This window comes from Pseudomonas sp. H9 (genome assembly GCF_004353925.1).
Classification (GTDB): domain Bacteria; phylum Pseudomonadota; class Gammaproteobacteria; order Pseudomonadales; family Pseudomonadaceae; genus Aquipseudomonas.
In genome coordinates this window covers 335,846-348,501 of sequence record NZ_SMOK01000012.1, presented here as the reverse complement: position 1 = coordinate 348,501, position 12,656 = coordinate 335,846, and the positions used below count along the sequence as shown (strand labels likewise).

11 protein-coding genes are annotated in these 12,656 nt (G+C 59.7%); 4 read left to right on the top strand and 7 right to left on the bottom strand.

What is annotated here, in order from left to right; translation table 11 throughout:
- The first annotated feature begins 25 nt into the window (after positions 1–25).
- From E1573_RS12220 to E1573_RS12210, 3 genes are read left to right on the top strand one after another with little or no spacing between them, the layout of a single operon-like run.
- Positions 26–985, top strand: coding sequence for an HlyD family secretion protein (locus E1573_RS12220; protein WP_133213955.1), 960 nt, complete (start codon positions 26–28; stop codon positions 983–985).
- Complete coding sequence (gene rbbA, locus E1573_RS12215) at positions 982–3,705, top strand: ribosome-associated ATPase/putative transporter RbbA (protein WP_133213953.1); 2,724 nt, start codon at positions 982–984, stop codon at positions 3,703–3,705. The genes E1573_RS12220 and rbbA overlap by 4 nt, the downstream gene beginning before the upstream one ends.
- On the top strand, positions 3,705–4,823 hold the full coding sequence (locus tag E1573_RS12210; protein WP_133213951.1) for an ABC transporter permease: 1,119 nt from the start codon (positions 3,705–3,707) through the stop codon (positions 4,821–4,823). The genes rbbA and E1573_RS12210 overlap by 1 nt, the downstream gene beginning before the upstream one ends.
- 12 nt (positions 4,824–4,835) lie before the next feature.
- Here the strand turns inward: E1573_RS12210 and E1573_RS12205 are convergent, their stop codons facing one another.
- Positions 4,836–5,240 carry a flagellar basal body-associated protein FliL gene (locus E1573_RS12205; protein WP_133213949.1) on the bottom strand — a complete coding sequence of 135 codons (405 nt, stop codon included), beginning with the start codon at positions 5,238–5,240 and terminating at the stop codon, positions 4,836–4,838.
- A gap of 236 nt (positions 5,241–5,476) precedes the next feature.
- Here E1573_RS12205 and E1573_RS12200 point away from each other — a divergent pair, with 236 nt between their 5' ends.
- Positions 5,477–6,454, top strand: a complete 978-nt coding sequence (locus E1573_RS12200; protein WP_133213947.1) for an NADPH:quinone oxidoreductase family protein — start codon at positions 5,477–5,479, stop codon at positions 6,452–6,454.
- Positions 6,455–6,459: 5 nt separating this feature from the next.
- On the opposite strand, the gene E1573_RS12195 is transcribed toward E1573_RS12200, so the two are convergent.
- The 6 genes from E1573_RS12195 to trxA all read right to left on the bottom strand — a co-directional run bounded on the left by E1573_RS12195 (position 6,460) and on the right by trxA (position 12,561).
- The gene (locus E1573_RS12195; protein ID WP_133213945.1) at positions 6,460–7,101 is read right to left on the bottom strand and encodes an energy transducer TonB; all 642 of its coding nucleotides are present in this window, start codon (positions 7,099–7,101) and stop codon (positions 6,460–6,462) included.
- Between the two features lie 146 nt (positions 7,102–7,247).
- On the bottom strand, positions 7,248–7,904 hold the full coding sequence (locus E1573_RS12190) for a gamma-glutamylcyclotransferase (protein ID WP_133213943.1): 657 nt from the start codon (positions 7,902–7,904) through the stop codon (positions 7,248–7,250).
- Between the two features lie 276 nt (positions 7,905–8,180).
- On the bottom strand, positions 8,181–9,149 hold the full coding sequence (locus E1573_RS12185; RefSeq protein WP_133213941.1) for a CDP-6-deoxy-delta-3,4-glucoseen reductase: 969 nt from the start codon (positions 9,147–9,149) through the stop codon (positions 8,181–8,183).
- Complete coding sequence (ubiD, locus tag E1573_RS12180) at positions 9,150–10,616, bottom strand: 4-hydroxy-3-polyprenylbenzoate decarboxylase (protein ID WP_133213939.1); 1,467 nt, start codon at positions 10,614–10,616, stop codon at positions 9,150–9,152.
- A 126-nt stretch (positions 10,617–10,742) separates the two neighbouring features.
- Positions 10,743–12,002: a transcription termination factor Rho gene (gene rho / locus E1573_RS12175; protein ID WP_010221159.1), complete on the bottom strand. Its 1,260-nt coding sequence runs from the start codon at positions 12,000–12,002 to the stop codon at positions 10,743–10,745.
- A gap of 229 nt (positions 12,003–12,231) precedes the next feature.
- The gene (gene trxA, locus E1573_RS12170; protein WP_045201042.1) at positions 12,232–12,561 is read right to left on the bottom strand and encodes a thioredoxin TrxA; all 330 of its coding nucleotides are present in this window, start codon (positions 12,559–12,561) and stop codon (positions 12,232–12,234) included.
- Between the last annotated feature and the right edge of the window lie 95 nt (positions 12,562–12,656).

The window sequence follows — 12,656 nt, the reverse complement described above, 5'->3', positions numbered from 1 at the left end:
CGTGAATGCAGCAGGATGCAGACTGATGAGCCAACGAACCCCAAAACTCTTTGCCGGCGCCCTGATCGCCCTGCTTGTAGCTGCGGGCGGCCTGGGTTACTGGAAATCCCTGCACGATCGCTTGCCTGAAGGTTTGAGCATGGGCAACGGTCGGCTTGAAGCCACTGAAGTGCAAATCGCCAGCAAAATTCCCGGCCGCCTGGCCGAGGTGCTGGTCGATGAAGGTGACACGGTGCGCCAAGGCCAGTTGCTGGCACGCATCGACACCCGCACCCTGGAAGCCCAACGCAGTCAGGCCGAGGCCGAGGTACTGCGCGCCCAGGAAAACTACTCCGCCGCCCAGGCCAACGTGCAACTGCGCCAGAGCGAACTGCTGCTGGCCAGCCAGGAACTCAAGCGGGTGCGGGAGATTTTCCAGCGCAAATATGCCAGCCAACAGCTGCTCGACCAGCAACAGGCACGCTACGACACCGCCAACTCCGCCGTGGTTGCCGCACGCGCGCAACTGGCCGCCATTAAAGCCGCCATCGGAGCCGCCGAGGCGCAGGTCGCGCAACTCACCAGTGAGATCGATGACAGCAGCCTGCGCGCACCTATCGATGGCGTCATCCAGCTACGCCTGGCCGAACCGGGTGAAGTGCTCGGCGCCGGTGGCCGGGTATTGATGCTGATCGATCCCAACGATCAATACATGAACCTCTACCTGCCCGCCTCCACCACCGGCCGCCTGACCGTGGGCGACCAGGCGCGCGTGGTGCTCGACGCCCTGCCGGAAAAGGCCCTCCCGGCGAAAATTGCCTTTGTTGCCGCCAAGGCGCAGTTCACCCCGAAACAGGTGGAAACCCGCGATGAACGCCAGAAGTTGGTGTTCCGGGTCAAGCTGCGCCTGACCGAACCCAGTGCGGTGCCACAGGCCAAGCCGGGGATGCCCGGTGCCGGTTACGTGCGCACGGCTGATGTGGACTGGCCGGCCAACCTGCAATGAACGCACTGGCGCTGCAGGCCGCAGGCATCAGCCACCGTTATGGCAAGCTCAAGGCCTTGCAGGACATCTCCTTCGACCTGCCTGCCGGCACCCGCTGCGGCCTGATCGGCCCCGATGGCGCCGGCAAGTCCAGCCTGCTCGGGCTGATCGCCGGGGTTAAAAAGCTGCAAGCGGGTGAGCTTTCCGTACTCGGTGGTTCAATCCGCAAGCGCCGCCATCGCAACAGCCTGTACCCACGCATCGCGTTCATGCCTCAGGGCCTGGGCAACAACCTCTACCCTGAGCTGTCGATCAGCGAGAACATCCGCTTCTTTGCCACTCTGTTTGGTCTCAGTGCCGCAGAGTGCGAGCAGCGTATGCACAACCTGCTGCTGGCCACCGACCTTGCACGCTTTGCTGATCGGCCTGCGGGCAAGTTGTCTGGCGGAATGAAGCAGAAACTGGGTTTGTGCTGTGCGCTGATCCACGAGCCGGACTTGCTGATTCTCGACGAACCCACCACCGGTGTAGACCCATTGTCGCGCCGACGCTTCTGGGAGCTGGTAGAACAGGTGCGCCAGGAGCGACCACAGCTCACCCTGCTGGTGGCGACCGCCTACATGGAAGAGGCCGAACAATTCGAACATTGCCTGATGCTCGATCGTGGCACCTTGATTGCCGCCGGGCTCAGCCAAGAGCTGGCCAGCGTCACTGCCACCGGCAAGCTGGACGACGCCTTCACTCACTTCCAGGGCGACAGTGCACACGATGCTCAGCCGTTGCAGATTCCGCCACGCCCTGAAGGCGATACCACGATTGCCATCGAAGCCCATGAACTGACCTTGCGTTTCGGTGATTTCACCGCCGTGAACAAGGTCAGCTTCGCCATTGGCCGCGGTGAGATTTTCGGCTTTCTCGGCTCCAACGGCTGCGGCAAGACCACCACCATGAAGGTACTCACCGGCCTGATGCCTGCCAGTGAAGGCAGTGCCACACTGCTCGGTCGCCCGGTAGACGCCAAGGATCTGGCCACGCGCAAACGCGTCGGCTTTATGTCTCAAAGCTTCTCGCTGTATGGCGAACTCAGCGTACGACAGAACCTTGAACTGCACGCCCGTCTGTTCGACCTGCCCAAAGCTGAAAGCGCACCACGTATCGCCGAGCTGATCGAGCGATTCGACCTGGGCGAAATCGCCGATCAACAATCCGGTGCCCTGCCCCTGGGTTTGCGTCAGCGTCTGTCGTTGGCGGTCGCGGTATTGCACCGCCCGGAAGTGCTGATCCTCGACGAACCTACCTCAGGGGTTGACCCAGCTGCGCGCGATGATTTCTGGCGCCTGTTGATTGAACTGTCACGGGATCAGGGCGTGACGATCTTCCTGTCCACACACTTCATGAACGAAGCACTGCGCTGCGACCGCATCTCCCTGATGCACGCTGGCAAGGTATTGGCTTGCGACACACCCGCCGCGCTGCAACAGCAGTTCGGCGGCGAAACACTGGAAGACGCCTTCGTGACCTGCCTGGAGCAAGCCCAAGGCGCCAGCGAAGCGCCGACAGCCACGACCCAACTGGATACGCCCGCTTCCACCGAACCCCTGCCGATGGCGCAGGGTTTCAGTATCAGGCGCCTGTTCGCCGTGGCCACCCGCGAAGGCAAAGAACTGCTGCGCGACAAAGTGCGCCTGGCATTTGCCCTGCTGGGCGCCATGTTCATGATGGTGATCTTTGGCTTTGGTATCTCGCTGGACGTGGAGAACCTTGCCTTTGCCGTGTATGACCAGGACCAGAGCCCCCAAAGCCGCGCTTACCTGGAAGCCTTCCGTGGCTCACGCTACTTCGCCGAGCAACCGCCGATTCACGACTCAACGCAACTGCATAAGCGTTTGCAGCGCTCGGAAATCAAACTGGCCCTGGAGATACCACCAGGCTTCGGCCGCGATCTACATGCCGGTCGCCAGCCGGTGGTAGCGGCCTGGCTCGACGGTGGTATGCCATTTCGCGCCGAGACCAGCCGTAACTATGTTGAAGCGGTGCATCAAGCCAACCTGGAACAACTGGCCGCCCTGAGTAGCAAAGCGCAGGCCGGGCAATCGCCAGTGCGTCTGGAAACTCGCTTTCGTTACAACCAGGATGTGGTCAGCGTCAATGCGATCGGCCCCGGGGTGATGGCGCTGATTCTGGCGTTCATTCCAGCGATGCTCACGGCACTTGGGATTGTTCGCGAGAAAGAACTGGGCTCGATCACCAACTTCTATGCCACACCGCTGACCCGTCTGGAGTTCCTGCTCGGCAAACAGGCCCCCTACCTCGCCATCAGCCTGATCAACCTGGCCTTGCTGGTGGCTATGAACCGCTGGCTGTTCGGCGTCCCGTTCAAAGGCAGCGCCCTGGCCCTGGCCTGCGGCGGCTTGCTGTACCTGCTGGCAACCACCAGCATGGGCTTGCTGATCTCGGCGTTCACCCGCACCCAGATCGCCGCGATCCTCGGCACCATGATCATCACCAGCCTGCCAACCATTCAGTTCTCCGGGCTGATCGTGCCGCGTTCATCGCTCGATGGCTCGGCAGCGATGATGGGACAGCTGTTTCCGGCGGGCTATTTTCTCGATGTCGCCGTCGGCACCTTCACCAAGGCCTTGAGCCTGCGTGAGTTGTGGCCGCAATGCCTGGCGTTGCTGGCGTTCTTCCTCGGATTCACCGGGCTTAGCCTGGTCATGCTCAAAAAGCAGGAGGCCTGATGCAGCGCTTGGCACACACACTGCGCCTGGGCCTCAAAGAGCTGACCAGCCTGCGCCACGACAGCGTCCTGCTGCTGTTCCTGCTGTATGCCTTCAGTGTGGCGATCTACATGCCGGCTGCCGGGTCGATCATTGGCGTGCACAACGCCAGCGTTGCGGTTATCGATGAAGACCACAGCCGGCTTTCGCGCAAACTGGCCGAGTCGCTGCAACCGCCCGAATTCCAGCCTGCCGTACCGTTAGCCTACGACCAGCTCGACCAAGCAATGGACAGCGGCCTGTTCACCTTCGTCATCAATGTGCCGGTCAACTTCCAGAGCGACTTGCTGGCCGGGCGCTCGCCTGAGCTGCAGATCAATGTCGATGCCACCGCCATGAGCCAAGCGTTCATGGGCGCAGGCTACATCGGGCGGATTTTCGAGCGCGAGCTGCTGGAATACGCCAATCAGGGCTCGGCGGCCACCAACAGCCCAGCACAGATCAGCCCCAGAGCGCTGTTCAACCCGAACCTGGAAGGCGGCTGGTTTCTGGCGGTGATTCAGATCGTCAACAACATTACCATCCTGGCGATTGTACTGACCGGCACAGCCTTGTTGCGCGAACGTGAACACGGCACGCTCGATCACTTGCTGGTGCTGCCACTGACGGCGCTGGAAATCATGCTGGCCAAGATCGGCAGCAATGCGCTGGTGGTGGTGCTATGTACCTGGGTGTCACTGGAAGTGGTGGTCAAAGGTGCGCTGGGCGTACCGTTGGCCGGCTCGCTGGCACTGTTCCTGAGCGTGACAGCGCTGTATTTGTTTGCCAGTACAGCGCTGGGGATTTTCCTGGCCACCCTGGCGCGCTCGACCCCGCAATTCGGCCTGTTGGCGATTCCGGTGATCATCCCCATGCTCTTGTTGTCTGGCGGCAGCACACCTCTGGACAGCATGCCGCAGTGGCTGCAGTGGGTGATGCAACTGTCGCCGTCGACCCATTTCGTCAGCCTGGGTGCCGCCATTCTGTTTCGCGACGCCGGGCTGGACGTGGTCTGGCCCGACGTACTGGCCCTGGCAGCCATCGGCCTGACGTTTTTCGCCATTGCCCTGGGACGTTTTCGCCGCAGCCTTACCTCGTAAGGCTTGCGCGATTTACTGCACGATTAGGTTGTTGAACAGCAGGTCATCGACCATTGGCTTGCCTTCTTCGTTTTCCAGCACCTGCTGAACCTGCTTCAGAGCTTCCTGACGCAGTTTTTCCTTGGCTTCAACGTTGCTCATGCTTTCCAGGTTCTGCTGGGTAAACAGCGCCACCAACTGGTTACGGATCAAGGGTTCATGGTGCTTGACCGCCGTCGCCGCCGCATCGCTGTTGACGCGCAACGCAACGTCAGCCTTGAACACGCGCAGTTTCGGGCCGCCATCAAGGGCATAGTTGCCCACAAAGGGCGGGCTCAAGGAGATGTAGGAGACCTTCGGTTCCCCTTCCTTGGCTTCTTCGGCCATGGCCGCCATCGGCAGCATCAGCGCCAGTACCATCACGATCCACGCTTTCACGCATTCTCTCCTCATACAGTTGGCGCCAGCATACCCAGCGCACCGGTCAAACCCAAGCGGCTAATCCCTGTAGGAGCGGGCTGGCCCCGCGATTGCAGTGTGTCAGTCACATAGCATCGCGGGGCAAGCCCGCTCCCACAGCGCTTATACCCACTTATCAGGCCAGGCCATGCTCATTGACCCAACAGCGTGCCCACCTACACTTATCGGCCACTACGCGCAAAGGAATAGTCCCGATGAAAGCAGTGTTGTGCAAAACGCTGGGGCCAGCTCAAGGCCTGGTTCTGGAAGAAGTCGAAAACCCGGTGCCGAAGAAGAACGAAGTTCTGCTGGAAGTACACGCGGCCGGGGTCAATTTTCCCGACACCCTGATCATCGAGGGCAAGTATCAGTTCCAGCCACCGCTGCCGTTCTCGCCCGGTGGCGAAGCGGCAGGCATTGTCCGTGCAGTAGGTGAGAAGGTCACCACTCTCAAGGTCGGTGACCGGGTCATGGCGCTGACCGGTTGGGGCAGTTTTGCCGAGCAAGTGGCGGTGCCAGCCTACAACGTGCTGCCGATCCCCGAGCAAATGGACTTCACTCACGCCGCCGCCTTCAGCATGACCTACGGCACTTCGATGCATGCCCTGCAGCAACGTGGTCAGCTCAAGGCCGGTGAAACCCTGCTGGTGCTGGGCGCTTCCGGTGGAGTCGGGCTGGCAGCGATAGAAATCGGCAAGGCCATGGGCGCTCGCGTTATTGCCGCGGCCAGCAGCGCCGAAAAGCTTGCAGTGGCCAAGGCTGCCGGTGCCGATGAACTGATCAACTACAGCGAGCACAGCCTCAAGGATGAGATCAAGCGCCTGACCGGCGGCAATGGTGCCGATGTGATCTACGACCCGGTGGGTGGCGACCTGTTCGACCAAGCCGTGCGCGGTATTGCCTGGAATGGCCGCTTGTTGGTGGTGGGTTTCGCCAGTGGGCGCATTCCCGAGCTACCGGTGAACCTGGCACTGCTCAAGGGTGCGGCAGTACTTGGCGTGTTCTGGGGCGCGTTCGCGCAGCGTCAACCGGCCGACAATGCGGCGAACTTCCAGCAGCTGTTCAGATGGTACGCCGAGGGCAAGCTCAAACCGCTGGTGTCGCGCACGTATCCACTGGCCGAGGCCGGAGCGGCCATCGACCAGTTGGGTCAGCGCAACGCCGTCGGCAAGCTGGTGGTGACGATGCGTTGAGCGCTTTAGCGCGCGGGCACTAGGCGATCACGCAAGTAGGCCGGCCACAGATCGACGAAGTCTACGCCCGGATAGGTCTGGCACTGCTCGGCAATTTTCGGCAGTGCCTTTCTGAAGGCGTTCCCAGTCGCAACTGACTCCATGTAACTGGTGGCGCCGTCGACTTCATAGTGCGAAATCATGCGAATCGACAACAGCGTGGTATCCATGTCGGCGAGCGATCTGTTCGGGTCGTCTTTACGGTACAGCGCCACTTCGTCGTTGAACTGCTTGCAGGTCATCAGCACCAGCCCGGCGAGCTCATAGAGCTCCCGCCACTCATTCTTGTCGTTCAGGCGAAAGCGCAGCTCATTGAGTACTTCGATCGACGCGGGGTTTTCCTTGGATACAGTCCAGGGTTTGAAGCGCCACTGTTTGACGGCATCAAGTGCAGCATCAGCAAATGCCGGATCGCTGCTCTGAATCACCTTCAAATCAGCGACCGAGCCGTTGGCCAGCACGTTAAAGCCGACTTTAACGGAACCGGTGATAGCTGCCTTGCGCAGCTCGGCGGGATACACCGGAATGACTTTCTCAACGAACTCGATTTTGACGTCGGCCTGGGCAATGCTCGCACCCAGGCACAACAGTACTGCTAACCACTTCATCCTTGATCCTTTTGTGTTCCATCAGATTCAAGGCGCTATGGTAGCGTGCAAGCTCAGCCTACAAAATAACAATTCTCATTATTGACTGTAGGAGCGGCGGTGCGGCGATCCGACTTGCCCCGCGATACGATGTGCCTGACAGATTGCTATCGCAGGGTAAACCCGCTCCTACACAAAGCGTCAAAGCGTGCTTCAAGATTGCGATCAGGCATGGCATGGCTGCGCAGGGCATTGAGGGTTTGCTCTACGTAATCACGGGTGCTGCCGTAACGACCCTTGGCCGTGGCGAAGATCTGACTGAGCAATTCGTCAGGCACATTGCCGGCATAGCACGGCAGGTGCCGTTCCAACACAAAGCCCAGGGCCTGAACCTTGCTGCCATCATCCAAACGGCAACTGAGCCAGTGCGGCCTATACGCCGGATAGGGCATCTCGCGCTGCCACAGGGCTAACAGGGAATCTTCCAGGCATTCGTCCGGCAGGCGATAGGCAAAGCCGCCACACGAACCACCGCGATCCAGGCCGAACACCAGGCCAGGACACTCCGGCGTGCCCCGATGCTCATGCGACCAGAGGTAAAGCCCTCGATGATAGCCATGCACCTTGGCCCGCCGCCGTTCAGCGGCATTACATTCCGGACGCCAGATCAATGAACCGTAGGCAAACAACCACACCGGGCCACCCTGATGCCGGGCCATGGTGTGCTGTACCGAAAGTTGAAGTTGCTCAAGTGTCAGTTGTTGTCCGAAATCGAGCAACGGAGGATAAGCCACATTAAAGGATGCAGTTTCAATCGCCGACATAGCTGCCGCCAGAATTCCTCGTGAACTACTGAAGTGAGTCACTGTAAACCAATACATCATCCACGTACTTACCGTACGGCAGATCGCAGGTTCAATACAAGCCTCACCCCACCCCTGGAAGCGCTCTACAAAAGGCTTTGAGCGAACAAACGGGTGTTGTTTCAAGTGTAGCGAAAGTTATTTACGCTGCTGGCAATAATAATCGTGTTATGCCGGGCACAAACAAGTGTGGTTATTAAAACCGGCACGCCATTGCAGCGTGCCTTATTCCGTCATTCAACCGCGAGGGGCATAAGCGAATACATCAGCACGCATTTGGTGCGCATCCATTCCCGCTTCAACCAGTGCATCGAGAGTGGCGTAAATCATGTTCGGTGAGCCGCTGGCATACACATACACGCCCGCCAGGTCGCCCAGGTCTTCGCAGACCGCCTCATGCAACATGCCACAGCGCCCTTCCCAACCACACAAATCACTGACGACCTTGTGCAGGAACAGGTTCGGCAAGCGTTCCCACTCAGCCCAATGCTCGATCTGATAGAAGTCTTCCGGAAGTCGCACGCCCCAGTACAGGTGCACCGGATGCTTGAAGCCCTGGGCACGGCAATGCTCAATCAAACTATGCATTTGCGCCATGCCAGTGCCTGCTGCAATCAGCACCAACGGGCCGTCGGGCAGCTCCGCCAAGTGTGTGTCGCCAAACGGCATCTCAAGCCGAGCCATACCGTTGCGTTGCAACTGTGCGATCAGCTCTACGGCACTGTTTTCGCGCGCCAGCACATGCAGCTCAAGATCACGCCCGCGGTGGGGCGCCGAGGCCAGCGAGAATGCTGCCTTGTCGCCGCCGTCACGCTCAATCATCAAGTACTGCCCGGCATGGTAGCGCGGCGGTTTGCCGGCTGGCGCGCGCAGGCGCACCCGCCAGACGTCGCCACCGACCTCAACGCACTCACTCAACTGACAGGCCAGCGTCCGTACCGGCAACTCGCCTAACGCGAGCACGCCATCCCACAACAAGACACAGTCCTCCAGCGGCTCGGCGATGCAGGTGAACAGTTCGCCATGATCACGCTCCTGCCCCTCCTGACGCACCCGTCCTTCCACCAGCAACGCTGCACAGACATGGCAGTTGCCATTGCGACAGCTCTGCGGGCAGTCGTAGCCAAGCCGCCGCGCCCCATCCAGAATCCTTTCGCCGGGGTTTAGCACCAACACTGCCCCGGACGGCTGCAAGGTTACCTGCATTTAGTCTATTCCCAACTGGTTCCACAGCTCATCGATCCGCCGGGTGACCGCTTCATCCTTGACGATGACACGTCCCCATTCACGGGTGGTTTCGCCTGGCCACTTGTTCGTCGCGTCCAGGCCCATCTTCGAACCCAGGCCGGAAACCGGCGAGGCAAAGTCCAGGTAGTCGATCGGGGTGTTGTCGATCATTACCGTGTCGCGCTTGGGGTCCATGCGGGTGGTAATGGCCCAGATCACATCGTTCCAGTCACGGGCGTTGATGTCGTCATCGGTGACAATAACGAACTTGGTGTACATGAACTGTCGCAAAAACGACCAGACACCGAGCATGACCCGCTTGGCGTGCCCTGGGTACTGCTTCTTCATCGTCACTACCGCCATGCGGTAGGAGCAGCCCTCAGGCGGCAGGTAGAAGTCGGTGATTTCCGGGAACTGCTTCTGCAGGATCGGTACGAACACTTCATTGAGTGCAACACCGAGAATTGCCGGCTCATCAGGCGGCCGCCCGGTGTAGGTGCTGTGGTAGATCGGCTTTTGCCGGTGGGTAATGCGTTCGACGGTGAACACCGGGAAGCTGTCGACTTCGTTGTAGTAACCGGTGTGGTCGCCGTAAGGGCCTTCTGGTGCCATCTCGCCCGGATGAATCACCCCTTCAAGAATGATCTCGGCAGTCGCCGGTACCTGCAGGTCATTGCCACGGCATTTGACCAGCTCAGTACGGTTGCCACGCAGCAAGCCGGCAAACGCGTATTCGGACAGGGTATCGGGCACCGGGGTAACAGCCCCCAGAATGGTCGCCGGGTCTGCGCCCAAGGCAACGGAAACCGGGAATGGCTGGCCCGGATGCTTCTCGCACCACTCGCGGTAGTCCAGCGCGCCGCCACGGTGGCTGAGCCAACGCATGATGACCTTGTTGCGGCCGATCACCTGCTGACGGTAGATCCCCAGGTTCTGGCGCTCTTTGTTCGGACCACGGGTGACGGTCAGACCCCAGGTGATCAGCGGCGCAACATCGCCCGGCCAGCAGTGCTGTACCGGTAGCATGGCGAGGTCGACGTCGTCACCTTCGATGACCACTTCGTGACAGGCCGCATCCTTGACGACTTTCGGCGCCATCGACACGACTTTCTTGAAGATCGGCAGCTTTGACCAGGCATCCTTGAGGCCCTTGGGCGGCTCAGGCTCCTTGAGGAAAGCCAACAGTTTGCCGATTTCACGCAGTTCGGTGACCGACTCGGCGCCCATGCCCATGGCCACCCGCTCTGGCGTGCCAAACAGGTTGCCGAGTACTGGAATGTCGAAGCCTGTAGGCTTTTCGAACAACAGCGCCGGGCCTTTGGCGCGCAGGGTGCGGTCGCAGACTTCGGTCATTTCCAGAACTGGAGAGATCGGAACCTGGATGCGCTTGAGTTCGCCGCGCTGTTCCAGGCCTCGGATAAAGTCGCGCAAATCGCGATACTGCATGCAAAAGCCTCGTATTCGCCGTACCGGTCGGGGTGCAAAGTGTATCGCCTAACCCGGCCAGCCAGAATAGCCAAAGTACAGATAGCAAAAAGCCGGGTTGCCCCGGCTCTTGCACAACGCAATAGTTTACTTGCGCTTCATCGACAAGAAGAACTCGTCGTTGGTCTTGGTCTGCTTGAGCTTGTCGACCAAAAACTCGATGGCCGCTACTTCGTCCATCGGGTGCAGCAGCTTACGCAGGATCCACATCCGTTGCAGTTCGTCGTCAGCGGTCAGCAGCTCTTCGCGACGGGTACCGGAACGGTTGATGTTGATGGCCGGGAATACGCGCTTCTCGGCGATCTTGCGGTCCAGCGGCAGCTCCATGTTGCCGGTGCCCTTGAACTCTTCGTAGATCACTTCATCCATCTTCGAGCCGGTTTCAACCAGCGCGGTAGCGATGATGGTCAGCGAGCCGCCTTCTTCGATGTTACGTGCAGCACCGAAGAAACGCTTTGGCTTCTCCAGGGCGTGAGCATCGACACCACCGGTCAGCACCTTGCCGGAGCTTGGGATCACGGTGTTGTAGGCACGGGCCAGACGGGTGATCGAGTCGAGCAGGATGACCACGTCTTTTTTGTGTTCAACCAGGCGCTTGGCCTTCTCGATGACCATTTCAGCCACCTGCACGTGGCGGGTTGGCGGCTCATCGAAGGTCGAGGCAACCACTTCGCCGCGCACAGTGCGCTGCATTTCGGTTACTTCTTCCGGGCGCTCGTCGATCAGCAGAACGATCAGGTGGCACTCGGGGTTGTTACGAGTAATGTTGGCCGCGATGTTCTGCAGCATGATGGTCTTGCCCGCTTTTGGCGGAGCAACGATCAAACCACGCTGACCTTTACCAATCGGGGCGCAGAGGTCGATAACCCGGCCGGTGAGGTCTTCGGTGGAACCGTTACCGGCTTCCATCTTCAGGCGCTCGTTCGGGAACAGCGGCGTCAGGTTTTCGAACAGAATCTTGTTCTTCGCGTTTTCCGGCCGGTCGAAGTTGATGGTGTCGACTTTCAGCAGGGCGAAGTAACGCTCGCCTTCTTTTGGCGGGCGGATCTTGCCGACGATGGTGTCGCCGGTACGCAGGTTGAAGCGACGGATCTGGCTTGGCGAGACGTAGATGTCGTCCGGGCCGGCCAGGTAAGAGGCATCGGCCGAGCGCAGGAAGCCGAAGCCGTCCTGGAGAATCTCCAGCACGCCGTCACCGGAGATTTCCTCGCCGCTTTTCGCATGCTTTTTCAACAGGGAGAAAATCACATCTTGCTTGCGCGAACGGGCCATATTTTCTATGCCCATCTGTTCGGCCATTTCGAGCAGATCGGTAATCGGCTTTTGCTTGAGTTCAGTCAGGTTCATAAGGGGAGTGACGTAATCATGTAAGAAGGGAGAATTAAGCTTCTGGCTTAATGAAGCCGCGCCGCAGAGATGGCGACAGGATCGCGTACTGATTCGAATTAGGGATGCGTCGGCGACGGCGTGCAGAGGGCACCAAAAAAACAGTGCGAGGCCGAATGTAACACCTGCATTTTCTGGCGTCTAGTCACCAGATAAAGAAAAGCCCCGGCGAATGCGGGGCTTTTTTGACTCAGATATTGGCGTCCAGGAAGGCTGCCAGCTGAGACTTGGACAGTGCGCCGACCTTGGTGGCCTCGACGTTGCCGTTCTTGAACAGCATCAGCGTCGGGATGCCACGCACGCCGTGCTTGGCCGGGGTTTCCTGGTTGTCGTCGATGTTCAGCTTGGCGACAGTCAGTTTGCCCTGGTAGGTAGCGGCGATGTCGTCCAGTACCGGAGCGATCATTTTGCAAGGGCCGCACCATTCAGCCCAGTAGTCGACCAGCACCGGGCCTTCTGCCTTCAGAACTTCGGCTTCGAAGGTGGCGTCGGTGACGTGTTTGATAAGATCGCTGCTCATGGAAGTCTCCAAGGTCGTAAGCAAAAAAACGTGGCCCATCATAGCCGCACCTGCGACGGACAGGAAGCCGCGAACGATTGAGTGTAACTATAGTT